At 55.3% G+C, this 24,685-nt stretch carries 23 protein-coding genes; 4 read left to right on the forward strand and 19 right to left on the reverse strand.

Features of this window, described 5'->3' with window-relative positions; all coding sequences use genetic code 11:
- Window positions 1-8 precede the first annotated feature (8 nt).
- Both FE784_RS03850 and FE784_RS03855 read left to right on the forward strand, forming a co-directional pair.
- Window positions 9-656, forward strand: coding sequence for a GNAT family N-acetyltransferase (locus FE784_RS03850; RefSeq protein WP_139600812.1), 648 nt, complete (start codon window positions 9-11; stop codon window positions 654-656).
- Window positions 653-1,540 (forward strand): carbon-nitrogen hydrolase family protein, encoded by an 888-nt coding sequence (locus FE784_RS03855; RefSeq protein WP_139600813.1) that lies wholly within the window; start codon window positions 653-655, stop codon window positions 1,538-1,540. The genes FE784_RS03850 and FE784_RS03855 overlap by 4 nt, the downstream gene beginning before the upstream one ends.
- Here the strand turns inward: FE784_RS03855 and FE784_RS03860 are convergent.
- The 5 genes from FE784_RS03860 to cymR all read right to left on the reverse strand — a co-directional run bounded on the left by FE784_RS03860 (window position 1,530) and on the right by cymR (window position 5,321).
- Complete coding sequence (locus FE784_RS03860) at window positions 1,530-2,603, reverse strand: AI-2E family transporter (protein WP_139600814.1); 1,074 nt, start codon at window positions 2,601-2,603, stop codon at window positions 1,530-1,532. The two genes, FE784_RS03855 and FE784_RS03860, sit on opposite strands and share 11 nt — an antisense overlap.
- 143 nt (window positions 2,604-2,746) lie before the next feature.
- Complete coding sequence (locus tag FE784_RS03865) at window positions 2,747-2,944, reverse strand: hypothetical protein (protein WP_138877404.1); 198 nt, start codon at window positions 2,942-2,944, stop codon at window positions 2,747-2,749.
- A 5-nt stretch (window positions 2,945-2,949) separates the two neighbouring features.
- Window positions 2,950-3,471, reverse strand: a complete 522-nt coding sequence (locus tag FE784_RS03870) for a PRC-barrel domain-containing protein (protein ID WP_139600815.1) — start codon at window positions 3,469-3,471, stop codon at window positions 2,950-2,952.
- A gap of 266 nt (window positions 3,472-3,737) precedes the next feature.
- Complete coding sequence (locus FE784_RS03875) at window positions 3,738-4,889, reverse strand: cysteine desulfurase family protein (protein ID WP_139600816.1); 1,152 nt, start codon at window positions 4,887-4,889, stop codon at window positions 3,738-3,740.
- Between the two features lie 12 nt (window positions 4,890-4,901).
- Window positions 4,902-5,321, reverse strand: a complete 420-nt coding sequence (gene cymR, locus FE784_RS03880; RefSeq protein WP_139600817.1) for a cysteine metabolism transcriptional regulator CymR — start codon at window positions 5,319-5,321, stop codon at window positions 4,902-4,904.
- Window positions 5,322-5,617: 296 nt separating this feature from the next.
- Between cymR and mnmA the strand changes: the two genes are divergently transcribed.
- Window positions 5,618-6,709, forward strand: coding sequence for a tRNA 2-thiouridine(34) synthase MnmA (gene mnmA / locus FE784_RS03885; protein WP_139600968.1), 1,092 nt, complete (start codon window positions 5,618-5,620; stop codon window positions 6,707-6,709).
- A gap of 94 nt (window positions 6,710-6,803) precedes the next feature.
- On the opposite strand, the gene FE784_RS03890 is transcribed toward mnmA, so the two are convergent.
- The 14 genes from FE784_RS03890 to FE784_RS03955 form a co-directional block, all read right to left on the reverse strand.
- Window positions 6,804-7,616, reverse strand: coding sequence for an IclR family transcriptional regulator (locus FE784_RS03890; RefSeq protein ID WP_176705952.1), 813 nt, complete (start codon window positions 7,614-7,616; stop codon window positions 6,804-6,806).
- A gap of 165 nt (window positions 7,617-7,781) precedes the next feature.
- Window positions 7,782-9,212, reverse strand: a complete 1,431-nt coding sequence (locus FE784_RS03895) for an extracellular solute-binding protein (protein WP_139600819.1) — start codon at window positions 9,210-9,212, stop codon at window positions 7,782-7,784.
- A 536-nt stretch (window positions 9,213-9,748) separates the two neighbouring features.
- Window positions 9,749-10,930, reverse strand: a complete 1,182-nt coding sequence (gene nagA, locus FE784_RS03900) for an N-acetylglucosamine-6-phosphate deacetylase (RefSeq protein WP_139600820.1) — start codon at window positions 10,928-10,930, stop codon at window positions 9,749-9,751.
- A gap of 48 nt (window positions 10,931-10,978) precedes the next feature.
- Entirely contained in the window at window positions 10,979-11,806 is an 828-nt protein-coding gene (locus tag FE784_RS03905; protein WP_218103744.1) for a carbohydrate ABC transporter permease, read from the reverse strand.
- Window positions 11,807-11,822: 16 nt separating this feature from the next.
- Window positions 11,823-12,704, reverse strand: coding sequence for a carbohydrate ABC transporter permease (locus FE784_RS03910; RefSeq protein ID WP_139600821.1), 882 nt, complete (start codon window positions 12,702-12,704; stop codon window positions 11,823-11,825).
- A 152-nt stretch (window positions 12,705-12,856) separates the two neighbouring features.
- Window positions 12,857-15,151, reverse strand: coding sequence for a helix-turn-helix domain-containing protein (locus FE784_RS03915; protein WP_139600822.1), 2,295 nt, complete (start codon window positions 15,149-15,151; stop codon window positions 12,857-12,859).
- Between the two features lie 54 nt (window positions 15,152-15,205).
- Window positions 15,206-16,141 carry an aldo/keto reductase gene (locus FE784_RS03920; protein WP_176705953.1) on the reverse strand — a complete coding sequence of 312 codons (936 nt, stop codon included), beginning with the start codon at window positions 16,139-16,141 and terminating at the stop codon, window positions 15,206-15,208.
- A 12-nt stretch (window positions 16,142-16,153) separates the two neighbouring features.
- Window positions 16,154-16,924 carry an SDR family oxidoreductase gene (locus FE784_RS03925; protein WP_139600824.1) on the reverse strand — a complete coding sequence of 257 codons (771 nt, stop codon included), beginning with the start codon at window positions 16,922-16,924 and terminating at the stop codon, window positions 16,154-16,156.
- Between the two features lie 20 nt (window positions 16,925-16,944).
- Window positions 16,945-17,727, reverse strand: coding sequence for an SDR family NAD(P)-dependent oxidoreductase (locus FE784_RS03930; protein ID WP_139600825.1), 783 nt, complete (start codon window positions 17,725-17,727; stop codon window positions 16,945-16,947).
- Window positions 17,724-18,563, reverse strand: a complete 840-nt coding sequence (locus FE784_RS03935; protein WP_139600826.1) for an HpcH/HpaI aldolase family protein — start codon at window positions 18,561-18,563, stop codon at window positions 17,724-17,726. Before FE784_RS03935 ends, FE784_RS03930 begins: the two co-directional genes overlap by 4 nt.
- A gap of 47 nt (window positions 18,564-18,610) precedes the next feature.
- Window positions 18,611-19,627: a Gfo/Idh/MocA family protein gene (locus FE784_RS03940; RefSeq protein WP_218103745.1), complete on the reverse strand. Its 1,017-nt coding sequence runs from the start codon at window positions 19,625-19,627 to the stop codon at window positions 18,611-18,613.
- Window positions 19,628-19,859: 232 nt separating this feature from the next.
- Entirely contained in the window at window positions 19,860-21,617 is a 1,758-nt protein-coding gene (locus FE784_RS03945; protein WP_139600827.1) for a methyl-accepting chemotaxis protein, read from the reverse strand.
- A 171-nt stretch (window positions 21,618-21,788) separates the two neighbouring features.
- The gene (locus tag FE784_RS03950) at window positions 21,789-22,670 is read right to left on the reverse strand and encodes a helix-turn-helix domain-containing protein (protein ID WP_139600828.1); all 882 of its coding nucleotides are present in this window, start codon (window positions 22,668-22,670) and stop codon (window positions 21,789-21,791) included.
- Window positions 22,671-22,821: 151 nt separating this feature from the next.
- A complete protein-coding gene (locus tag FE784_RS03955; protein WP_139600829.1) occupies window positions 22,822-23,271 on the reverse strand; it encodes a hypothetical protein in 450 nt (149 codons plus the stop codon).
- A 291-nt stretch (window positions 23,272-23,562) separates the two neighbouring features.
- Here FE784_RS03955 and FE784_RS03960 point away from each other — a divergent pair, with 291 nt between their 5' ends.
- The gene (locus FE784_RS03960; RefSeq protein ID WP_139600830.1) at window positions 23,563-24,606 is read left to right on the forward strand and encodes a DJ-1/PfpI family protein; all 1,044 of its coding nucleotides are present in this window, start codon (window positions 23,563-23,565) and stop codon (window positions 24,604-24,606) included.
- Window positions 24,607-24,685 lie beyond the last annotated feature (79 nt).

The raw sequence follows: 24,685 nt of genomic DNA on the forward strand, positions 1-24,685 counted from the left end.
GAGCCCTTATGTCCGTCATAGTCCGTCCATATACGAACGACGATTACGAAGCGCTGCTTGCTGTTCAGCGCGAGGCGTTTCCCCCTCCCTTTCCCGAATCGCTCTGGTGGAAAAAGGAGCAAATAGCGGCCCATGTCGAAACTTATCCGACGGGGGCCATGGTCGCCGTATGCGACGGCATAGTCGCCGGCTCCTCCACCTCGCTGATCGTCACCTTTGCGGGAAAGCCCCATACGTGGGAAGAAGTATCCGATAACGGTTATATCCGGCATTCCCACGAACCGGACGGAGACAGTTTGTACGGAATAGACCTATGCGTCCGTCCTTCGCACCGCTCCAAAGGGATTGCCGGGGCGTTGTACGAAGCGAGGAAAGAGCTGGTCGTCCGATCAGGCTTGAAGCGTTTCCTGGCCGGATGCCGCATACCCGGCTACCATCTCCATGCGGACCGCATGGACGCCGACGAATACGTCCGCCGCGTCGTATCGGGCGAGTTCAAGGATCTCGTCCTGTCCTTCATGCTGAGGCAAGGACTAACACCGATACAGGTGCTGGACAACTATTTGAAAGACGAAGAATCGCTGGACAAGGCGGTGCTCGTCGAATGGAAAAACCCGGCGTTTGCCGATCAACCCGAAGGGGATGAAGCCGTATGAAACCATATCAGATCGCTGCCGTCCAATACGGAATCGGACCGCTCAGGTCCGAGAACGAGTTCTGGAACCGCCTTCGCCGTCATCTGGCCAAAGCCGAGTCCGAGGGCGCCAAGCTCATCGTATTTCCGGAATATTTGACCGGGCATTTGCTCTCCCTCGCTTCTCCGATGAACAATGAAGAGGCTTGCGAGTATTTGCACCGTTTTACCGACGAATACAAAACCCGCTTCGCGAAAATGAGCCGCGAAACGGGCATCACGATTCTCGGCGGTACGCATATCCATCGCGAAGGCGCCCCCGAAGGTACCGTTTCCAAACGGTATTACAACGAAGCGTTTCTCTTCTTTCCGGAGGGACGGATCGAAAGCTACAAAAAAATCCACCTGACGCCCGAGGAACAGCGCGCTTGGCCGCTGCTGCCGGGAGACCATTATGCGGTGCACGAAACGGAAGTCGGCAGCGTCGCGATCCAAATTTGTTACGATATCGAATTCCCGGAAAGCTCCCGCATCGTTGCCGACATGGGAGCCGAAATCATATTGTGTCCGTCCTATACGGATGCCGCAGCCGGTTATTGGCGCGTTCGCCACTGCAGCCAAGCCCGCGCGGTCGAAAACCAGCTCTACGTCGCGCTAAGCGGTCTGATCGGGAATATGCCAGACGTCGAGCAGGTCGATTCCGGCTACTGTCAGGCAGGCATATTCGCCCCATGCGACCGACCGTTTCCGGACAACGGCATTTTGGCCGTCGGCTCCGCCAACCGGAACGGAATCGTATGCGCGCCCGCCGACTTGGACATGCTTACGCACAACCGTTCGAAGGGAGCCGTGGCGCCGTTCTACGACCGACGTCCCGAGCTGTATGCAACACACGTCAAGTCGTAGGCTTCCGATGCACGTAGTAAATATAAATGTGGTGGACGATCACCTTCAGCACGGCAAAGCACGGCACGGCCAAAATGAGCCCGATAACGCCGGCAAGCTCGCCGCCGACAAGCAAGGCAAAGATGATCAGCAGCGGATGCATATGAAGCGTCCGCCCCACCACTTGCGGGGAAATGACGTTCCCCTCCAAAATTTGCACGAGCAGATTGACAAAGACGACGAGCAGCACCATCTTGAACGATACGGTCGAGGCCATAACGATGGCTGGCGCCGCTCCGAAAAACGGTCCCAAATACGGAATAATGTTAAAAATCGCCACAATGCTGGCCAGCAGCAAAGCATAGGGCATTCCGATCAGCCAATATCCGATATACGCGAGCAAGCCGACCAGAAGACAAACGAGAAATTGACCGCGGATGTAGTTGCCGAGGGCGGTGTCGATGTCGATGACGAGCTTGATCGCGTTTTTTCTATGGGTTCGCGGCACGGTGGCCAGCACTGTCTTCTCGATCACCTGATAGTCCTTGAGAATATAAAAGGCGAGAAACGGAACGATGAATGCAACCATCAGCATATTGATCGTGCTGCCGATGCCGTCGACGAAATTGGCGATGAACGCGGACAACGCGTCTTCCATTTTCATCAAAGCGTCATTAATGCCGCTTCGCACGCTTTCCGGCAGCATCCGGTTATCGTTCAACCCGTTGAACAGCCCCTGCGCCCGCATCGTCAGCTCCGGCATATGCTCGTTCAGCTCTCCTACCTGCTTCACGAATATCGGCGTCAAATTCATCACGACAACGGTCAGCGACGTAATAAAAACCGCATAAATGAGCAATACCGCGGCCGTTCGCGGCACTCTGCGCTCGTTTAACAGCCTTACGATCGGGTTGAGCACGTAGGAGATCATGAGGGCGATCAGAAAAGGAGCCAGCACGGCTTTCAAAAATCCGTAAGCGGTGGCGAGTATCGGCTTGATTTGCTGCATCATGAACAAAATAATAAGACCGAGCAAAATATAGACCATCGTCACGAACAGTCTGCTCTTCAAAAACTTATCCATTTTCACCCGCCCCCTTCCCCTTACAGTATATGTACAACCCGCCCGACTTCATTCAAAAAGAAAAACCGTCCCTTTCGGGACGGACAATTGAAAAACAAAAAAGACCAGAGCATACATGCCCCGATCTTCTTTATCGAAATGCATCAGTTCGCATGAACTTCCGGCATTTCTTCCTCGAAGAACAGATCGTCCAGCGAGCTGAGCGTACCGTCTTCTTCCACTTGGTAGACGGACATTTTGTCACCGTTGACGGTCAATTCGATAAAGCAGCTCCAGCAATAATATTGATGGGAGCCGATTTTCCCTATATCCTTAGAATTGCAGTTCGGACATCTTAGCATGATTCTCACCCTATTTCCTGAAATGATGGCGTTTCTTGCACGATACAACTAACGGGCACGATGACGGCGTCCTCCCCGATCTTCATCGCTTCGGATGAGGGAAGCCATTTACGCCCTTCCTTGAGGTCGGAGATCAAACCGCCGGACAACTCATACCCTATTATCTTTTTATCCATTTGTTCCCCGAAATAAACATCTTCCACCAAACCGAGATGATCGCCATTTACGGTAATGACCGGCAAGCCCTTGATTTTGAAGCTGCCGTCCAATAAACAGACCGTGCGGTCGTCATCTTCGTCGTGGTCCCGGACGACCTGCTCGTCCTTCACGGTAACGGCGTCCGTTCCTAAAGATACGATGTCGTCCCAGGCGATATATCGGGATGAAGCGAACCAATGCTTCGACTCTAGAAGCACACCTTGAATATTCCAATCGCGATCGATCACAAAATCTTTTGCTGTCCCTAACTGCTTGCCCGTCTCAATCTCGATGACAGGCAGCCCCATGATGTCTTGTGCCCTACGCAAGGTGTAACCTCCTAAGAGCTTTGCAAAGCAAAGCCGACTTCGTAAGCATCAACAGAGCTTTGCGAAGCAAAGCTGGCTTCGCAAACATCGGCTTTGCTTATCATTCGTCTATATGATGGCACGCCAGACGGAATTTCATTCCATCCGAGCGCGGGTTGTCCTCGGCGCATGTCTTTTTTCTAACGGTGTCGATCAGTTGGCGATCGTGCTTGCGGGATTTGCTTGCCCTTTCCCACCTCCTTATCGATACTATACGGGGGATGCCCTTAATTTCTATTACGAATTCGCCGCGAAATGGTTGCAGTTTTTTGTGCTGCGGTACGAATTTGTTCGAGATTTTGCGTAAATCCGAAGCTGAAACGAATAGCCGAGCGCATGACGCTCTCCGGCAGATGCATCGCGCGCAGCACGTGGGATAGTTCGAGCGACCCGGACGTACAAGCCGAACCGCTTGCGGCGGCGATTCCTTCAAGATCGAGGCTCATCAGCATCGTCTCGGTATTGGCTCCCGGGAAGCTTACGTTTAGGATGTGGGGCAAAACGTCTGTAGGATGGCCGTTCACAATAAAGGCTCCGGCCTCAAGCTCGCGGGTAAACGCCTGAATCATTTCCTGCCGCAGCATTTCTACATGAAGACGGTTATGGTGCTGCGATCCGACCGCCAGCTCGGCCGCCTTGGCAAAGCCGACGATGCCGGCCACGTTCTCCGTGCCCGCCCTGCGCTTCCGTTCCTGGGAGCCTCCGACCAAATAAGGCGGAATCGATATCCTTCCGGATATGTAAAGCGCCCCGACGCCTTTCGGTCCGTAAATTTTATGGGCCGAGAAGCTCATAAAATCGACGGGCAGCGCGGCCAAATCGATCGGCAGCAAGCCTAATGCCTGAACAGCGTCCACATGGAACGCGATTCCTCGCTCGCGCGCCAGTTCCCCGATCCGGACGATAGGCTGGAGCGTTCCGACCTCGTTGTTGCCGTACATGACGCTGACGAGAAACGTGTCGTCACGGATAGCCGCGGACAGTTCCTCCATTCGTACTTGGCCATACTCGTCAACAGGCAAATACGTCACTTCATAACCGCGCTTCTCCAACTGCTCGCATGCATGAAGGACGGCATGGTGCTCCGCCTGCGTCGTAATCATATGCTTCTTGTCTGTGCCATACCGGGCTGCGGCTCCGAATATGGCCGCGTTATCGCTCTCCGTACCTCCGCTCGTGAATACAAGCTCCGAAGGCGAGCAGCCTATCAACGCGGCCAACCGGTCCCGCGAACGGCTCAGCGCGATTCGCGACTCTCTGCCGAACCCGTGCAGACTGGAAGCATTTCCGAATTTCTCCGTGAAGTAAGGGAGCATCGCCTCCAATACTTCGGCATGCATCGGAGTCGTAGCCGCATGATCTAGATAAATCGGGCTCATCACTGACACCCGTTAAATATAGAACATGAAGTTCTCGTTTTTGCCTTCGTCCTGATACGTGATCAAATTGGCCAGTGTCGTCGAGTCGAGCACTTCCGCGATGCTGTTTTTGATGCGTATCCACAAGTCCCGCTTCGCCGGATCGTCCTCATCGGTAAAGTCTACCGGACTGATCGGCCCTTCCAATACGCGGATGATGTCGCCCGACGTGATTTCTTCGGGCGATCGCGACAATATATACCCGCCGTAAGCGCCGCGAATGCTCTTGACCAGACCGGCGTTGCGAAGCGGAGCGATCAGCTGCTCCAAATAATGCTCGGAAAGCTGATTCTTTTCCGCAATGCTTTTCAAGGAAGTAGGACCTTCACCGAACTTCGAGGCCAATTCCATCATGATAGTAAGCCCGTATCGGCCTTTTGTCGATATTTTCAAAGTTGCACCTCATTCATCGCTTCTTCTTTCCTTACTATTTTAGCCAATTTCATCCTTATGTTTACGTGCCTGTTGGCCGGAAATTTGGAAAAAACTTGCATATGGCAGCAAATATCATTTATATGTTAACATATATAGCTACGTTATGGTATCCGTAACCTTGACATCTTGATGAAAAGTTTAATAATTTCTATCGTTTTTGTATACTTTAGACGCAAAAAAGCGATTGTACTCCGTTTGTGGTATGATAGGAAGACAGCATGAACGAGTATTATATGAAGAAAGAGGTAAGCGGCATGGCAGCAAACAACGCAAATACGCGAATCGTCGTCGGCATGTCGGGCGGCGTAGATTCGTCCGTTACGGCACTGCTGTTGAAGCGGCAGGGCTTCGATGTGATCGGCATTTTCATGAAAAACTGGGACGACACCGACGAATTCGGACACTGCACCGCAGAGGAAGACGCCGAAGACGTGCGCCGGGTATGCGCCCAAATCGATATTCCGTTCTACACCGTCAATTTCGAGAAAGAATATTCCGAGAAAGTATTCGACTATTTTCTCGACGAATACCGGAAGGGCCGCACGCCGAACCCGGACGTCATGTGCAACCGTGAGATCAAATTCGGCGAGTTTTTGCAAAAAGCGCTCACGCTCGGCGCGGACTATTTGGCTACGGGCCACTATGCCCGAGTCGAACGCAAGGACGGAGAATTCCGGCTGCTGCGAGGCGTCGACTCGAATAAAGACCAGACGTACTTCCTCAATGCGCTCAATCAGCAGCAGCTGTCCAAGGCCATGTTCCCGATCGGCCATTTGCCGAAAGCGAAAGTGCGCGAAATCGCCCTCGAAGCCGGTCTCGCCACGGCGAAGAAAAAGGACAGCACCGGTGTCTGCTTTATAGGGGAACGGAACTTCAAGGAATTTTTGAGCCAATATTTGCCCGCCAAGCCAGGGGATATCCGCACCTATGATGGAGAATTGAAAGGACGCCATGACGGCCTTATGTACTACACGCTGGGGCAACGGCAAGGACTCGGCATCGGCGGTTCGGGGAACGGGGAGCCATGGTTCGTGGCGGGCAAAGACCTGGAACGGAACATTTTGTATGTCGTTCAAGGCGAGACCGACCCTCACCTGTATACGAAGGGACTGATCGCGACCGATCTGAACTGGATCAGTCCGACGCTGCCGGATTCGGATATCGCTTGCACGGCCAAATTCCGTTACCGCCAGCCCGATCAAGGCGTAACCGTACGCTTCCTCGGAGACGGCCGATGCGAAGTCATTTACGATAAGCCGCAAAAAGCCGTAACCCCCGGACAAGCCGTAGTGTTCTACGATGGGGAAACGTGCTTGGGCGGAGCCGTTATCGATAAAACGTTTTGACTGCAAGCGCGAAAGCTTCTCTCCCGGTGACTGCCGATTGGAAGCTTTCGCGTTTTTATTGCCGCTAGGTGCCATGCACCCGACGTTGGCGTACTCACGGATTGGCGAAATAGCCGATACGCCGCGATAATTGCGAAGCCAAATTTTTCACGGTAATGCCGAACTCGTTCATTTTGTCTTCCGTTACCCCGTACCCGCTGGCGCTGATGGCGGCCACGACGTCCCCGTCCTTGTTGCGGATCGGAGCCGCGAAGCACCGCACCCCGAAGCTCGCCTCTTCGTTGTCGACGGAGAAGCCGAGCTGCCGTACGCGCTCGAGCTCTTCGAGGAATGCCTCGAGCGAGGTGATCGTATTGTCCGTCATCTTCTCGAAGATGCAGTTCTCCATCACTTTCCGAATCCGCTCCTCGGGCAGCCATGCGGTCAAGCATTTGCCGAGCGCCGTATTGTAGACGGGTCTGCGCTGACCTACGGCGCCGAACAAATATTTGAGATGGTCGGGCTCCACATTGACCAGATACAAGACGGAGTCGTTCTCCAAAATGGCCAGATGGGCGGTAAAGCCGATCCGGTCCACCAGCTCGATGAGCACCTTTTTCCCCTCGTCGACCAAACTGGTCGAATTGGTAAATACCGAACCGAGCTCGAACGCCTTCGGACCGACCATGTATTTGTCCGTATTTTTCAATTGTTCGAGATAGCCATGCGTCAGCAGCGTCAGCATGAGTCGGTGAACGACGCTTTTATTCAGCTTGAGCTGCCGGGCGACTTCGCTTACCCCGAGCGGACGCCGCTCCAAAATAAAGCATTGCAAAATCATGAGCGTCCGGTCGACCGACTGGATCATGAAGTAGGGTGCATCTTTTTGTGCTTTTTTGCTTTTTTCTGTCAGTTGTTCTTCAGCCATGTGCATTCACGTTCTCCTTTTTATTGCCGGACGAATAAAATCCGCCGTCTCTTATAGCGATACGCCTATTATAGCAAACATTCGCCCAAAATGAATAGAGCCGCCCGAAGAGTCTGTCAAGACTCGCCGGACGGCCACGGGTGCGCCAACAGCTGTGGCGTCCGCTTACTTGTTGTATTTCTTGATCGTGTCGTTGAATTTTTTCGAGATCGAATCGATCGTTTGCTTCGGCGTAGCGTCCTTGATGAACATCCGCTGCATTTCCGGGAACATCGCCGCGCGCATTTCCGGATAACCCTTGATCCCCCAGCCCGGGTCGACAACCGGCCAATCTTTGGACTTCGTCGTCAGCTTGAACAGGAATTGCAGCTCCGGATCGTCCTTCGTCCACGAAGGAGCTTCTCCGAACGGATTGAACGCCTTGGTGGCCGTCGTGTAAATTTGGTTTTCCGTTTGCGACCAATACAGGAACCGTTTCGCCCATTTTTCTTTCGCGGCGTCTTTGTTTTTGAACACGACCCCGAAGCCGAACTCCATCTTCAGCGCCGATTGTCCTTTCGTCGGGGACGGGTAGTTGACATACATATACTCGTGCGGTCCGACGACGGAGCCGTCCTTGAGTCCGTTTTTGACCAGATCCGCGTGGGAAGTGCCGGCCACGATCATGCCGGTTTTGCGCTGCTTCCAGTAATCGAGAGCGTTGACGGCGGAGAGCGTCTCCGGATGCGGATGTACGAGCCCTTCGGAGACAAGCGTATTATAGAAGGAAAGCGTCTGCTCCGCTGCCGGACTGTCCGCTGCCGTATATTTGGAATAATCGTCGCTGAACAGCTTGGATCCGAACGCGACCATCGTATTGTTGTACAGCTGGTCCCCTTGCTCGTTCAAAGCGAACAGGGTCATCCCGTACGTGCCCTTATCCTTGTTCGCAACCGCTTTCAAAGCGGCTTGAAATTGATCGGGAGTCCATGTACGGAATTCGTCCTGTGGCAGCAGCTTCTCCGCGCCAGCTTCTTTCCACAGCGATTTGTTCAAAATTAGCGCGGATATCGTGGCCGAATACGGCATCGTCACGATATTGTTGTTGACCGATACCATCTTCATGACGTCCGGGTTTTTCTTGATCTGCTCCAAATCTTTGGCCGGGATCACATCGTTAAGCGGGGCCAGCGCCCCCATCTGGGCGTAAGCGAGCGTCCGAACCGGCGTATCCAGCAATACGTTCGGCGCCGTGCTCGAAGCGATCGCCGTCGTAATTTTCTCGTTAATGCCGTCGAACGGAATAATTTCCACGTTTACTTTGACGTTCGGATACAGCTTGTTCCACTCGGGCACCAGATCCTCTTTGACCCAATCCCCCGGCTTCTGACCGGACTTGAGCGTTCCGACCTGCGTCATCCAGACGGTAATCTCCGCCTTCTCGTCCTTCTCGTTCACTGCCGCTTGCCCGGTCTTGGCCGGCTCCTGCGCATTATTCGCCGTGCCGCTTCCCGAGCCGGAGCTGCAGCCGTATGCAAAAACGGTTAAAGCGAGCGCAAGCGGCAATGCGAATGCGCGTTTTACGGTCGGTGTACTGAACCCGAAAAATTTGCTCATTCCGAAAAACCCTCCCTTGTTCTATCGCGTTCCGTGTATGGGGCCTCTGTCCCGCAAAACATCCGGAAACCTGATGCCACCGTACCATGGAACACCCGCTGCCAGTAGGTGAAATTCGTAAGGTTTGGGTCGAATTGTTCAGGAGCGCGTTGTCGTCCGAGCATTTGAACCGAAAGCCGGGAAAAACACCCGAATCGGCTGTGCTTCCTTCAAGACTTGGCTATCCACTATTATACCGTAACAATAGGGGGACAGCCATTACGATGAACCCTGTCTCCTTCTGCTTGCTCCCTATCCGCCTATCTGCCTGCAAAAGCGAAAGTGCAGGTAGATTCCCGGAAATAGCCGTTTTTAGCGAGTTAAGGCGCGATCTAACTGCACATTTGCAGGTAAAAGCGTCAACAGGCCGAATTGGGGCCAAACAAGATGCACATTTGCATGTAGATCCCGGACGGACGGTCCCGCCGTCGGCTTGTTCTCCGGCCGCCAAGCGAACAACGGCAAGCTCCTGATGGAGCTTGCCGTTGCCACTTTTCCTAATTTCGATGATGCACGTCCACTCCCTGCTCCACAACACGCCCCCGCAGCAGCACCCGGCGAACCTCGATGTTCTCGGATACGATGACGAGATTGGCCAGCTTGCCCTTCTCCAGGCTGCCCATCTCCCTGTCGGCGTTAATCGCCCTGGCCGGATTCAGCGAGCCCATGACGAAGGCGTCCACGATGCCTACGCCGGTGTGGCGCATCATGTTCCTCACCGCCCGGTCCATCGTCAGCTTGCTGCCGGACAAGCCGACACCTTCGATAAATCGTACGTCCTCATACTCGCCGCCCGGCGTCCCATTCTCCAAGCCGGCCTCGTCGATCGCATCGGTAATAACGATCACTTTGTCCGTGCCCTTCGTCTTGTGAATCAGCTTGCACATGAGCGGTCTGACATGTATCCCTTGGGCGTCCGGGATGACTTCGGCATAAATGTCGTCATGGACGAGTACCGCTTCGTCGACGCCGATTTCCCTCGTGCCCTCGTACCGGGAAGGCGAAGGCGACGTTCCCGAAGCGTTCGTGCAGTGGCAGCCGATCCGCAGCCCTTTGTCCACGAGCGAGAAGATCGTCTCCGCGTCCGCTTCCGAATGGCCGACCGACAAGGCGATGCCGTATTTCGAGGCGGCCTCCGCGAATTCGGCTTGTCCATCCAGCTCGGGAGCAAGCGTCCACACTTTGATCCGGTCCCCCGCGACGGCGAGCAGCTCGTTGTATTCGTCCGGATCGACCGGGCGTATCGGGGACGTTACAGCTCCGTACTTTTTGTTAATGAACGGCCCCTCCATATGAATACCGACGATCGCGCCGCTGTAGGGCCGCTCCCCGACGCGCAATATGTTGCGCACGCCCTCGAGCATCTCTTCCCGGCTCTGGTTGTACACGAGTGTCGGCAATATTCCGGTCGTTCCGTACTTCAGATGGGACAGCGCGAATAAATAAGGCTCCTCCCAGGACCAGTATCCGCCGCCGCCGTGGCAGTGAATGTCGATAAAACCCGGACCGACGTATTCGCCGCCGGCGTCGATTACTTCCGCCCCTTCGGGTATTTCGACGCTCCCCTTCGCGCCGATATCCGCGATCGTTTCTCCGTCGATCAGCAATACACCGTCTTCTATGACGGAAAGCGCGGTAACGATTTTGGCATTAACGATCGCTTTCAGTTGTCCGTCCATATATATCTCCCCCTCGAAAAGTGCCGCTGGCTCGCTTTCCAACTCCTGCTATCCCTTCACCGCTCCGAGCGTTATGCCCTGGGTAAAATAGCGCTGGAAGAACAGAAACACAAGCAGTACCGGTAGCGTAGCGCATAAGGCGCCTGCCATGGCGACCCCGTAATTAATATCCACCTCTTGCACTTGTCTTGCAATTTTCACGCCTACGGGAAGCGTATAAGTTAGTTTGTCTTTAAGCATGATCATCTGCCATACGTAATCGTTCCACGAGTTCACGAACGTAAAGATGCCCAGAACGGCTATGCCCGGTTTGGCCAAAGGCAAAATGACCCGGGAGAATGTCTGCCATTCGCTGCAGCCGTCGATTTTGGCCGCTTCGATCAGCGCCCCCGGCAGCGTCTGCATGAACTGCTTGAGCAGAAACACGCCGAACGGCCAGCCGACAAGCGGGAGCAGCACGCCCCACAGCGAGTTGGTCAGCCCGATCTTGTTCATCATCTGGAACAGCGGAATGAGCAGCACCGTATGCGGAATCGACATCGAGGCGATCATGACCGCGAACAGCCATTTCGAGCCTTTGAACGGCACTTTGGCAAACGCATAGGCGGACAGCGAGCTGACCGCGATGACGAGCAGCGTCGCCACGACCGAGATGAACATGCTGTTGTACAACCAGCGAAATAACGGAAAATCGGTTACGAGAATGCGGAAATTGTCCAGCGTCGGTTGGCGCGGAATCCATTCCGGCGGAATTTGCAGCGCCACCTTCAAATTTTTGAACGACCCGATCAGCATCCAGTACAGCGGCCACAAGAATAACAAAGCGCACGCCCAAATCCATACATGTCCAAGCAGCATCGGCCATTTCTTCAGCATTTGTCCCGCCCCCTTCTCAATATTCCACGTCGGATTTCAACAGCTTGAATTGGAGGAACGCGATGAGACAAATGATCAGACACAGCATGATGCCCATCGCGTTGGCGATGCCGAAGTTCATGTTGACGAATGCCTCCCGGTAAATGAGCATGAGGATGGTCGTCGTCTTGTAGGCCGGCCCGCCTCCCGTCATCAGCAAAATGATCGCGAACACCTGGAACGCCCCGATCGTCGACGTTACGACCACATACAGGACGGAAGGCTTCAGCATCGGCAGCGTAATGTGAAAAAACGCTCTGACCGACGTCGCGCCGTCCAGCGAAGCCGACTCGTACAAATCTTTCGGAATTCCGTTCAACGCAGCAGTGAATACGACTACGGAGCTTCCGAGCGAGATCGTGATCAGAATAAGCGACAACGACGTGTAAGCGTATTCGGAACCGAGAAAATTGACGGGCGCAAGTCCGATCAGCTTCAAAAAATAGTTGCCTAGGCCGAACTGGTTGTTGTACATGTACTCCCATACCATCGCCAAGCTGACGATGGACGTCACGCCCGGGATGTAGAAGGCCGCTTTGAAAAACGATTGCAGCTTCTTCGGATACACATGAATGATGGCCGACAGCAGCAAGGCGATTACAGTAATGGACGGCACCAAATACAGAACGAAGACGAGCGTATTCCATACCGCTTTCCAAAACAACGAATCGTTGACCAGCGTCTTGTAGTTGTCCAACCCCGCGAATACGTACTCCGAGTAGTTGAAAAAGTACAAACTGCTCCATATCGACGAAAAAATCGGATATACGACGAAAGCAACGAAAAATAGCAGCATCGGCAATACGAATAGCCAGCCGCTTAATTCTCGCCGGTATTTCAAGCTCCATAATTTCCCCATATCATTCGCCCCTCCTGTTCGGTTGTGTAGGATGATGTCCGACGGCAGCGCGTCGGCGTCATGCTACCAACGTACCATGCGGTACGGAGGGGCGATAGGTGAAATTCGTCAGGAATGGTGCGGTTTCCTCAGCTTGGGCCGCGCAAATCGCCTTAATTCGCGGAGGAACGGCTTTTCGCGGCCTCAGACTCCATCCGGGCAGGCTGGGCTTGAACGCTTTTCCGGTATTGCGACGGGGACAATCCCGTATTGTCCTTGAACCAGACCCCGAAGTAATGGGAATCGGCGAAACCGGTCTTCTCCGCCACCTCCTTGATTTTGAGCGACGTTTCGGCGAGCTGCTTTTGCGCGTGCTCCAGCCTTAAACCGCTTACATATTCGGCGAAGCCGACGCCGACTTCCCTTTTGAACAGCTGGCTGAAGTAGTTCGTATTCAAGCCGAGCTCTCTGGCGGCATAATCGACGCCGATGTTCGGATTGGCGAACCGCTCGCGGATCAGCTGCAGCGACTTGGCTACGTTGGGGCTGTGTCTAATTTGTTTATGGATCAAAGGACCGAGCCGTTTTTTGACGGACGCGATAAAATCCCGGCCATTTTTCTCGAACGGCTCCAGCGTCAGCCGGGCGCTCAGCTTGTCGAGCCAATCGTCGTCCATCCGTCGATCCGAGCCGCCGAACTGGATCAGCAGCTTGTTCATATGATTGTGCAGCGAGATCAGCAGCGAATGGATGACGGACGGAGCAACGGATCTGGCCCGGACATAAGCGATCAGCTCTTCCATTACGCCTGCGCACATGTCGAAATCGCCCTCGTCCATATAATACAGCAGCCGATTCTCGAACGACTCGGGGTATTGGTGCTCCCAGGAGGCTCCGGAGAACAAGATCGCCGGCTCCTCCTCCATCCGCTCGCCGACCCGGTATTTGAGCAGCGTCTTCGCTTCCTCGAACGACGTTTTGACAAAATGGATATCCTCATACCCGTTCCCTACGAAAGCGTATGGCTGCAGCTTCAGCTCATCGCGAAGATGGTCGAGCAGCGGCTCCAGCAGTGCCAGCATTTCATCCTGGGGACAATTGAAAATGAGGCAAAACTGATTGGCCGCAAGCGTATCCGAAATCATCCCGCCGTGAAGCTCCATATCGCGGATAGCCCTTTCCGCGGCGGATAACGCGTTCTCGTCCTTGACATCGTGGACGTATAGCAGTACGACCTGGAACCACGGCCGCTCGAACCGGAAGTCCAGCTTCCGTTCGTATTCGCGTAGCTCCTCCACCGACATATTGCGTTCCAGCAAGGAGCGGATCAATTTCTCCCGGAGGAGCGGAATTCCGTCCTGCAGCTTGTCGAGCATATGGTTGAAGGCATGGCCCAGCCTGCCCAGCTCATCCTTGTACTGCACGTGGAACCGTCCGCTCAAGCTTCCGCGCTCGACCTCGCGGACGAGCTTGACCATTTTTCGGAGCGGCATCGTAATCGTGCGCAGCAGGAAAGCCGAGACGACCGTCATCAGCAAAATCGAGACGAACAGGAAAAACAGCCAGAGCGAATTGACGTTACGCAAATCCTTCAATACGATTCGCTGCGGTACGGAATGAACGAACGTCCAGCCGGTCAGCTTGTTTTTGGCATAAGCGAGCATGTACGGCTCGTTGTTCTGATGAAGGAACGTGTAGCCTTGTTCTCCCGTCAGCAACGATAAATCGATCTGCGAGCGAGCTCCGGCGCCGTTGCCCGACGTGTAAGCGACTCCGGCCGAGTCGACGATGCTGTTCGTGCCTTCGCCCAGGTTGGAGACGGATAGAAACCCGTCGAACACTTGTGGGGAGACGGAGATGACCAGATGGCCGATCAGCGACAAATCCGTTTTGTCGTACATCGCGTTGAACATCATGATCGACGTCTTACGATCGTTCCACCTGACGAACGACCAGTAGGAGGAGCCGTCCGACTTGCCGAGCCTGTCGTACCAGCCCTGGCTGGCGAATTCCTCCCCGGTCAGGAATGTGGGCATGTTGGCGTCCTCGACGCTGATTTTGAACACGTTCTGGTACCGGTCGATCAAGTAAATCGCGTCGATCCCGTATAAATTGTCCCACATCCGGTGCAGCTGATTGTATACCTCGTTGAACGCGCGGATCCGTTCGCCTCCGCTTAGGGCGGACATGTCGCTGCTGAACCGTTCCTGGATGTCCGGACTGTACAACAGCACTTGCGCCGATTTCTGGATGTTCTGGAAATAGTGATTGATGCTGCTCGTATAGTATTCGATCTGCTGCACCATCACCTTTCCTTCCCGTTCGGTAATAAGCCTTTTGATTTGCGTGGAAGACAGGGCGGCAAAGGTGGCCAGCGTCAGCAGCGAAACGAACGCGACGGACAGCCACATTTTTCTCGCCAGCGTCAAGTCGTGAAACCGGCGAATCGCGTTGCCAATCGTTTTCATGGACGCCCCCCTCTTTGTTTGTGTGCCGGCCAGTGCCGACGCGCGGCTCCTATATTACTTCCACATGAGGGGCGTAACAACCTTCTCGGGAACTTCGCGGAACCGCAATGCAATTTCTTCCCTCAAACGTTCGGGAATGGCCGGTCCTTCGATCAGGACCAGGTTGTCCTTGATCTGTTCCTTCGTCTCTGCGCCGATGACGAGACTGTGCACGCCCGGAAGATCGCGGATGAAAGAGACGGCCATCTGCGGCAGCGGCACGCCGTACCGTTCGGACAGCTCCCGCAGCGCCGCGAGCGGCAGCCGCGCCTCCTCCAGCTTGGCCGGAAGCTCTTCATCCTTCATATAGAGCAGTCCTTGCAAAAATACGCTGCGGACGAACACCGTCTTCCCCGCGCCGGTCAGCATGTCGAGACAACCGTTGACGAGCGGGCGGTGGTCCAGCACGTTCATCGGCAGCTGTACCGCCTCATACGTTTCGTCCCGCAAGTAGTCCCAGAGTATCCGGTACTCCGCCTCGGTATTCACCCCTACGGATATGCCGGCCTGCCCGATCAAGCCTTCGTGCCGCATCTTCCGGAAGGAAGCGGTAATGTGATTCCCGAAATGCTCCATGACATCCGTGTTGTGAAGCATCAGAATCGGAACGGAACGCATGCCCAGCCGTTCCAGCGAGCTTTCGATCAGTCCGCGCATCGTCCGCTCGATCTGATTGCCGTCCGCATGCGGCTCCGGCTTCAGATGGATTTTGCTGGTGATCAGCGGCTGTTTGCCATTGAAAAATTTGCCCAATATGATTTCGGACAGCCCGTAAGCCGATGCCGTGTCATAGGAGGAGACACCGCCTTCCCAGGCGTACTTCAAAAGCTCGAAACTGCTTTCCTCGGAGGGCATCCCCTCGCGGTTATGAATGCCGTACGGCATCCCCAGCTGTACCGTACCGAGCGTAAGCTTCGACAGACCCGGGCTGCCGCCGTTTCTCTTCTGCATGTTCATTCTCCTTTACCAGGCGGTCCAGCCGCCGTCGACGACGATATTCGAGCCGGTCATATAGCTGGATGCCCCCGAAGCGAGGAAAACGACGGCGCCGACGATTTCTTCGGCCTTGCCCGCCCGGCCCAGCATCGTTTTCTTGCCGAGCAGCTCCAGAAACGGCTCGTTTTGCTGAATGTGCGGATTCGGAAAAGGCCCCGGCGTAACGCTGTTCACGCGGATTCCTTTGCCTGCCAGATGCGCGGCGCAGTAACGGGTAAATTGGATGACGGCCGCTTTTCCAGCGCCGTAATTCGCAGGATTGTTCGCACCGCTGTCTCCGTAAATGGAAGGATCGGGCGAGACGATACCGTACATCGAGCCGAAATTGACGATGCTGCCTCCGCCCGACCGCTCCAAATAAGGAATGACTTCCCTTGTACAGCGGAACACGGTCCCGGCGGCTCCGTCCAGCCCTTTCTGCCAATCGTCGTCGCTCATCCGCTCGACCGTGCCGAGCGGCCCGTAGCCGGCCCCGTAGGTGGCGCAATTGATCAAGATGTCGATGCCGCCGAGCCGGTCGGCCGTTTCCTTGAACATTTGGCGAATCGATCCGGTGTCCGATACGTCGCAAGCGATCGATGAGATCCGATCGTGCCCCTGCTCCCGCACTTCCAGATCGGCCACGGCCACGTCCGCCCCGAAGTCCGCCATCGCACGCGCCAAAGCCGCGCCCAGATAGCCGTTGCCGCCCGTTACGACCGCATGCTTGCCTTCCAATGAAAACAGTTTCTCGTACATGCCGATTCCCCCATGAAGCTTTATTTGGCCGTATAACCGCCGTCAACCGGCAAATTCGCCCCGGTCACATAAGCCGAAGCGTCCGAAGCCAAAAACACGATGCTGCCCATCAAATCCGTATCGTTCGCCATTCTCCCGAGCAGCGTCCGCTCCGAGTAGCGCTCGACGAACGGCTGCGGCGTCCGGTGCGACGCGAGCCCCCCGGGACTGATACAGTTGCAGCGAACATTTTTCGGCCCGTAATAGCTGGCTGCGAACCGGGTGAAGTTGACCATTCCGCCTTTATGGAAAAAGTAGTCCGGGACGAATCCGTGGAAGCCCATATCTTTGTAGAGCGACCCGTCGGCGCCGACCATGCCCTGGATGGACCCGATGTTGATAATGGAGCCCGAGCCCCGCTCCGCCATCAAATCCCCGAATGCGCGCGTAACGGCGAACATGCCCGTCGCGTTGATGCGCATGCTGCGGTCGAATGCTTCCAGCGGGTCGTCCCAGGACGACATCGTGCGGGCGACGGCATTGTTGACGAGAACATCGATCCGTCCGTGCCGTTCCACGATGCGATCCCGCAGGGCGAGTATCGATTGCTCGCTTTCCTGGTCCAGCACATGCGCGCTAACGGATACGCCTTCCTTGGCGAAGCTCTCCTCCAGCTCCTGCAGTTGTTCGGCATTACGGGTCGTCATATTCGTCGCCGCCCCGGCCTGAGCGAGCGCGAGCGCGATTTGCCTTCCGTACAGCCCCGCTCCGCCGGTAACGAGCGCAACTTTGCCTTCCAGCGAAAACGATTGCATAACCGTCATGGCGCCACCTCCTCGGTTCGATCCGCGTACACGCTGCGCACTCGTCCGGCGTCCTGCTTGTGCAGCTCCCCGACGATGCCCCGGAAATATTGGGTCAAAGCGATGACGTCCGCCCCCACGCTGATGAACCGGTAACCCATCGCCACGAGCTCCTCCGCGTTGCCCGTCGAACCGACCGTTCCGGCGAATTTGCCGTGCTTGACCGCCAGCTCCGCGATCTTCTTGCGCGTCTCGCCGATAAGCGGATGGTCCATCTGTCCCGGAGCGCCGATCGATTGGCTGAAGTCGCCCGGACCGAAAAAAATCATATCCAGCCCCGGCAGGGCGATAATATCCTCCAGCTCGTCAAGCGGCTCCACGTCTTCGATCTGCAAAACGTTGAAGCGCTGCTCGTTTGCCTGCCGCAAATATTCGGTGAAATCGATGTTGCAATAGGCGCCGTCGGCATTACCGCCGTCCACCGGCCGCAAACCGAGCGGATGGAACTTCGTGCTGCGGATGACCGCCTTCGCATCGGCCGCGCTCATAATATGGGGGACCATAATCCCCGTCGCGTCCATTTCGAGCGGGCGAATGTAATCGCTGTAGCCGCCCCGGGCGACGCGTACGATCGTATCGACGCCGTGCGCCTTGGCCGCCAAAATTTGCTTCTCCACGACCGACCAGTCGTTCGGCACGTGCTCCATATCCGTCCATATGCAGTCCAATCCGCTCATCGCGGCGATTTCGGCCGCCCGGGCATCGCCCAAATTCAACTTCGTCGCGTAAGCGATCTCTCCGGCCCTCAGCTTTTGCAGCACGCGGCTTGGCCGCATCGCGTAAGTTATTTTCGCCATAAGTCATTTCCTCCCCGATTCAAGTAGCGTGTATAAGTGCTTGATATTTATACGGTATAATGCCCGTCTTGCAGAGCCGGGGCGATTTCCGCCAATTCCACCTCCCGGCCCCCTTGTTCCCGGCTGCGGATACCGGCGATGACCAGCTTCATCAGCTCGACCGTCTCCTCGAACGGAAACGGCCGGCTCCCGGTCCGCAAATAATCGATAAAGCTTTGAAGCTGCGTTTTGAACGAGTAAAACGTATCCTGGCTCTGAGCGAAGGCGCTTCCGGCCGTCCCGCACAACTGCAGCATGCCGAACGCCCCATACATATCGGCGTGGGCCGCGATGACAATATCCGCCCCGCTCGCATGCTTGAGATGGACGACGTTTTTATCGGCTCTGCCCGTATTGCGAACAGAGACGAACCCGGGCCCGACAATCGGATAGATCGCTTCCAACGCATGGATGCCGTAACGCTCCCAAGATTTCGGAGTCGTAATCGTCGCGAACCGTATGTCCCCGAGACTGCTCGTCGATATCCGGTAAGGCATAAATTCCTTCGTATAGCGCATGCTGCTGGACGACAAGATCGCCTTGCCCCGGCGCACCCAGTCGGCGAATACGAGCAGATCCGCTTCGTTGTCGACGAGCGGTTTATCCACGAAAACGGGAATTCCCGCCTCCACGAACGGACGACATCGTTCCACATGCTCATGTCCTTTGTCGGTCGAGACGATTACCGCGTCCACTTCTCCGATGACGTCCTCCGGGCGGGATACGATATGCGGAATGAGCGACGCCCGGGATACCCGAACCGCATCCTCCGGATCGTCGGTCCATATATGTGTCACATTCGCTCCACCGATTCTGAGCGTGCGCTTCGGCTCTTTCCCCAAGTACGCCGGAATAGCCGCATACGGGCAGTGCTTCATCTCTTCCGGATCGTAGCCGTTGAATATGGCGCTCCAGGAATATGGATGTCCGTTCCCATCCACCATCCCGAGCATGGCGAGACGGATCGTGTCCCGCTCGACCAACGGACGGACGGCAGCGTTTGCAGCCGTTCTCTGTACTGTCATGTCGGCTTTCCTCTCCCTATTTGCTATTATTTCGTCTCTCATTATGAGACTATGTATCTAATTAATATTGCAATTTCATTATATCCGACTTTGCCGGGGCTGTAAATCTTCATTTGATTGCCCGGATTCGAAATGGCGCATGTCGCGATTTGCATATTTGCGGAAAATGAAAAAACCTTCGAGATCGCCGGTTATCGTCAACGATTTCGAAGGTTTTTCGCTTTGTACGTTTCTATACGTTCACTTGCTTGATCGCTTTCTTCATCTCTTGCGTACTGTCGCTCAAGACGGAGGACGCCTCGCTCACCTGCTTCATCATGTCGAGCTGACGGCCGCTAAGCGTACGGATTTTGCGGCTCTGCTCGGAGACGCGGCTGGCGATATCGGCGATGCTGCCTACCGTTGCGGCCACTTGCTCGGAGCCTGCCGACAACTGCTCGGTAGTCGCGGAGATGTCGATTATCTGCTCGCTGACAAGCCGGAACGCCGATACCGTATGCCCGAACGATTCCGCCGCTTCGCCGGACAGTCGGACGCCCTCGGTTATATCGCGTGACGCTCCTTCCATCTCCTCGCTAATGCTGCCCGATTCCTTGCCTATATTGCCTAGCAGGTCGGTAATCCGATGAACGGCCGAGGCGGATGCGTCGGCGAGCTTGCGTACTTCCTTCGCAACGACCGTAAACCCTTGACCGTGCTCGCCGGCCCGTGCCGCTTCGATCGAGGCGTTCAGAGCGAGCAGCTTCGTCTGCTCGGCGAACTCGCGGACCGAGCCGAGCACATCGTCTATCTCGTCCGTATATGCTTTCAGCCGTTTGGCGTTGTCGAGCGTCTGCGCGGCCGTCGATGCGATGTCGCGAATTTGGCCGTTCATCGAGCCCATCGCCAGCTCGCCGGCACGGGCGATTTCAAGTGCGCGGATGGCCGCATCGGAGACGGTGGAGGACGACTCCGCTATGCGCACGATACCTTGGGAGATCTCTTCCATCGCGATCGCGCTGTCGTCGGCGCTTTGCTTCTGGGACTCGGCGCCCGCATCGATGTGCCGGACCGATTCGTTCATCGTTTCGCTTAAAGCGAGCATCCGATCGGCATGGCCCGCGAACGTTTCGGAAGACGCGACGAGCTGATCCGACGTTTTGTCCATATTGACCACGAGGCCGCGAACCCGTTCGTGCAAATTGCCGGACATCGTCAGCATCGATTTGTAGGCCGTGCCGATCTCGTCCGCCGAACGGACAGGCGTGGCGCGCAATATCGCGCTCGCTTGAGCGAGGTCGCCCCCGGCCATCAGCTCCGCGCTTGCCGTTAGCGTATGGAGCGGCTTGAGGGCTCGTCTTACGAACCAGATGACGATGGCGATACCCGCAACCGTTACGGCCAAAACGAGCGCATATAACGGTATGCTGTCCTTGATGATATTTGCGGTGAGCCGATCGAATACGGCGGCGTCCGTATCGATGCCGAGCGCTCCGACCAACGTGCCGTTCGCCAGCTTGACGGGAGCGTAAGCGGACAAATAAGTGCCGTATTCCGGGTTCACGATAATCGGAGTGCTGGCCGTACCGCCGGCTTTGACCGCCTTGATCGCATCGGGAGGCATGTCGGCAAGCTCGTTGATGGGAGACGCATCGGTGTCCCCCTGGGGCCGGCCGTCTATCATAATCCGCGGCTCGTTATTTTCATCCAGCTTGACGAAGTAAACGTAGAGCGCCCCGATTTGCTTGCGGAACCGGTCCAGCTCCTGACGCAGCGACCAGTACAGATCGCCCTCCTCCGGACGCTGCAAAAACTCGGCGTACCGCTCAGGCTGCAGCTGGCCGGCGTAGCTCTCGGCTATTCGCATATTGTAGCTGTTGACCGCTTCTTCGACGGCGGATTCGGTTTGAACGATTTGCGTGACGACGTTGCCCGCGGCGATCGCGACCATAACCGCCGTAATGACGGCGAGAATGCGAACGACCAAATGCTTCTTCATGAAATGTACCATGACCCCGATTCCCTTCCGTGCCCTGCTTCTCTCTAATGCCGAATTCGACAAGCACAGGCTGTCATATGTCCTATTTTACCATCGCTCAATAGGCCTTTGTTCTTATTTCCCTATTATACCAGATCGGTTCGAAAACTTATTGAAAAATGTGCGAACAAGCCCGCTCGCCCGCTACACGGTTCGTTTCCGGTATTCCCTTGGCGACAACCCGGTTTTCCGTTTGAAAATGGCATGAAAATGCTTCATGTCCTTGAAGCCCATCGCTTCGGCGATCTCGTACACTTTCCGATCCGTCGTCCGCAGCTGCTCGCAGCAACTCTCGATTTGCAGGGAGTGCAAATAATCGGTATATGTCTGTCCGGTCGCTTTCTTGATCAAACGGTTAAATTGCCTCTTCCCTATATTGATTTTCGAGGAAATGTCGGTAAGCGACAAAGGCGCATCCAGATGGAGTTGGATGTATCGGATCGCTTCCTCTATTCTCGAATCGGCATCGGCATACGTACTACGGGAATATCCGCCATCCGTCGAACGGTACAACGTCAGAAGCAGCTGGACCACATAGGTGAGGATCATCAGACCGCGGCCTTCCTGCCTCAACGCATATTCCTGGTAAAGACGCTGCACCAGATTTCTTACGTCGGCCGATTGTTCCTCAGCCTTAAGCCACTCGGTTCGGCTCCGAACGGCCAGCAGAGCGCCCGCATCCTCCGACGGGAGGAGCAGCGAATGGCTCCGGATAATCCGGTCGAACAGCTCCAGTCCGAAAATGCAGTTGTACACGATCAACGGCTCCTTCACCGCGGCGTCCGCCGGCCGGAACACGTGGGAGATGCCGACCGGGATGTAGAACAGATCGCCTTTCCTGACCGGAACGATCTCGTCGCCTATATAATGAAAGCCTTTCCCTTCCGCTACGTAAGCGATTTCCACGAAATCGTGCGAATGCTCCTGCAGGTTGAACGTCTCGCTCGCCCTGTTTACGTACACGGGAAAATCGTAGCCGAAATACATTTGGCCTTGCATCGATTCGATCGGTCTTCGTATCGTCATGACAACCTCCGGAACGGATCCTATCGTTTCATTCGGGATTCCATAGTGTCAGTATAGTCCTGTAAAAAAGTCAATTTCAACCTTTATTCGGCTATTAAGAGGAACATCGCGAGCAGCCTGTTTTGATATTCGGGGTTAGAGAACCCAGATGTTATTGCTTAGGCCGGCTTGGTCCGCCGATGAGACGGGAAGACAGAAATAAGGTTGAAATGGGCACTAAAGTCGGCGCAAAGCGGGAAAACGATGCGGATAGTGCTGAAATCAACCTTATTTGGGACGCAGACGGATGAATTCCTGTCGAAATCCGGCTTGCTGAAGGAAATAAGGTTGAAACAGGCATTAAAGTCGGCGCGAAGCGGGAAAACGATGCGGACAGTGCTGAAACCAACCTTATTGTGGCACGGACGGAGATGAAATCCGGCCAAATGGCTTCTATTTCGGCAGCACCGCCTTTACTGATTTCAATGACCTTTTCGGCACTCTGCTTCGCCTTACATTCTGCTTTCCAAGTTTCCAGACTTGGTTTTCGATAACCCCTATCTAGAAATTCGAAATAGGGACCTAAGCAGTAACACCCGGATTCATTAATAATGAACTTCATTTTACTCATTCCAGCTTAGGCAGCAGCTGGCTATAAATAAATAACTTCAGGTTGACGCTTCTCTCCATATTGTAACAATTCGTACGTGTATTCCATTCGAGCTTGGATTACAATAAAGTAAGAGACCGGACGGTACGGTTTCTAAAAATGAATGGTATTTCCGTCCTGCCGAGATGACGGTGTGGTAGCTCTTCGGACTTTTTACTCAAGTGATGATCGGCTTGAAAGACGCCGAACATGCAGCTCAGTATCCGAAATCTAATATTTTATGAAAGCGAAGGAGGATTTACGATGCATGTGCAAATCGTGTTGTTCGACGGATTCGATCTGCTGGACGCTTTGGCGCCATATGAAGTATTTTGTGCCGCGAAAATGTACTCGGGCGGCGCCTTGAGCGTGGAGCTCGTCACCGCCGAAGGAGCGAGATCGGTCGCCAGCGGAATCGACGGCCTTCCGATTGTTGCAAGCGGAGTGCTCGACCCGGAACGGGCGGGGATCATTCTGATACCCGGCGCGTCAGGAGAAGTAACGGGTGACGGACCGGCTTCCGTTCCGGCCATTTTACGGAGGACGGCGGAAACGCAGCTACCGCTCATGATCGGGCAATCGTTCAAGCGGTCCGATATTACCGTCGCTACCGTCTGCGGAGGGTCCCTCGTGCTTGCGTTGGCGGGATTGCTGGAAGAGCGTTACGCGGTCACCAACCGTCTCGGCATGGACGTTCTCGGAGCGACGGGCGCGCATCCGGTGGCAGCCAGAATTGTCGACGACGGCAATCTGGTTACCGGCGGCGGAGTGACATCCGGTCTGGACGTGGCATTATACTTGGTCGAGCGCGAGCTGGGTCCGCGAATCGCCCATGCCGTCGAAACTTTGTTCGAGTTCGAGCGGAGGGGAACGGTATGGCGAAATAGGGGGCTTGCGCCGGTCGACGGCCCTGCCATGCCCGTCTCGGAAGAAGAGCCCTCTCCCTTTGTACACCATGATGAATCGCTTCAATCGGCACGCAATCCCGGCGATCATTCCCGATTCGACGGCGACTGGAACGTCGCCATCGCTACGCCGGTAGGCAAGCTTTCCGTCTTGCTAAGCATTTCTTCCAAGGATGGCCGGATAATCGGAACGGCTAAGCAGGGCGGCGAGGTTGCCGAGTTTCAAAAGCCCGTCATGGACGGAAACCGGCTATGCTGGTCTCAGCGGGTAACGAAGCCGATGAGATTGAATCTGAAATTCGAAGTGACCGCATCCGGCAATGTCATGTCCGGAGTCGCCAAAGCCGGTCTGCTCCCGGCTTCCAAGCTGGCGGGCGAGCGAATTGCAGAACAGGGGAGATAGGCTGGATGTCGCTGCGCCTCTCCTCTCCATACAACGGAACTGCAGATCAAAATCCCGCCCCTGCCTGTCATCGGCCTGG

Origin of the sequence: Paenibacillus hemerocallicola, assembly GCF_006265175.1 — a bacterium.
GTDB classification, from domain to species: Bacteria; Bacillota; Bacilli; order Paenibacillales; family NBRC-103111; genus Paenibacillus_AB; species Paenibacillus_AB hemerocallicola.

Bases quoted from the DNA above. Each gene is read 5' to 3' on its own strand.
- FE784_RS03850 (WP_139600812.1), top strand. From the start codon at position 9: ATGTCCGTCATAGTCCGTCCATATACGAACGACGATTACGAAGCGCTG.
- FE784_RS03855 (WP_139600813.1), top strand. From the start codon at position 653: ATGAAACCATATCAGATCGCTGCCGTCCAATACGGAATCGGACCGCTC.
- FE784_RS03860 (WP_139600814.1), bottom strand. From the start codon at position 2,603: ATGGATAAGTTTTTGAAGAGCAGACTGTTCGTGACGATGGTCTATATT.
- FE784_RS03865 (WP_138877404.1), bottom strand. From the start codon at position 2,944: ATGCTAAGATGTCCGAACTGCAATTCTAAGGATATAGGGAAAATCGGC.
- FE784_RS03875 (WP_139600816.1), bottom strand. From the start codon at position 4,889: ATGAGCCCGATTTATCTAGATCATGCGGCTACGACTCCGATGCATGCC.
- mnmA (WP_139600968.1), top strand. From the start codon at position 5,618: ATGGCAGCAAACAACGCAAATACGCGAATCGTCGTCGGCATGTCGGGC.
- FE784_RS03890 (WP_176705952.1), bottom strand. From the start codon at position 7,616: ATGGCTGAAGAACAACTGACAGAAAAAAGCAAAAAAGCACAAAAAGAT.
- FE784_RS03895 (WP_139600819.1), bottom strand. From the start codon at position 9,212: ATGAGCAAATTTTTCGGGTTCAGTACACCGACCGTAAAACGCGCATTC.
- nagA (WP_139600820.1), bottom strand. From the start codon at position 10,930: ATGGACGGACAACTGAAAGCGATCGTTAATGCCAAAATCGTTACCGCG.
- FE784_RS03905 (WP_218103744.1), bottom strand. From the start codon at position 11,806: ATGCTGAAGAAATGGCCGATGCTGCTTGGACATGTATGGATTTGGGCG.
- FE784_RS03910 (WP_139600821.1), bottom strand. From the start codon at position 12,704: ATGGGGAAATTATGGAGCTTGAAATACCGGCGAGAATTAAGCGGCTGG.
- FE784_RS03915 (WP_139600822.1), bottom strand. From the start codon at position 15,151: ATGAAAACGATTGGCAACGCGATTCGCCGGTTTCACGACTTGACGCTG.
- FE784_RS03920 (WP_176705953.1), bottom strand. From the start codon at position 16,141: ATGCAGAAGAGAAACGGCGGCAGCCCGGGTCTGTCGAAGCTTACGCTC.
- FE784_RS03925 (WP_139600824.1), bottom strand. From the start codon at position 16,924: ATGTACGAGAAACTGTTTTCATTGGAAGGCAAGCATGCGGTCGTAACG.
- FE784_RS03930 (WP_139600825.1), bottom strand. From the start codon at position 17,727: ATGACGGTTATGCAATCGTTTTCGCTGGAAGGCAAAGTTGCGCTCGTT.
- FE784_RS03935 (WP_139600826.1), bottom strand. From the start codon at position 18,563: ATGGCGAAAATAACTTACGCGATGCGGCCAAGCCGCGTGCTGCAAAAG.
- FE784_RS03940 (WP_218103745.1), bottom strand. From the start codon at position 19,627: ATGACAGTACAGAGAACGGCTGCAAACGCTGCCGTCCGTCCGTTGGTC.
- FE784_RS03945 (WP_139600827.1), bottom strand. From the start codon at position 21,617: ATGGTACATTTCATGAAGAAGCATTTGGTCGTTCGCATTCTCGCCGTC.
- FE784_RS03950 (WP_139600828.1), bottom strand. From the start codon at position 22,670: ATGACGATACGAAGACCGATCGAATCGATGCAAGGCCAAATGTATTTC.
- FE784_RS03955 (WP_139600829.1), bottom strand. From the start codon at position 23,271: ATGAAGTTCATTATTAATGAATCCGGGTGTTACTGCTTAGGTCCCTAT.
- FE784_RS03960 (WP_139600830.1), top strand. From the start codon at position 23,563: ATGCATGTGCAAATCGTGTTGTTCGACGGATTCGATCTGCTGGACGCT.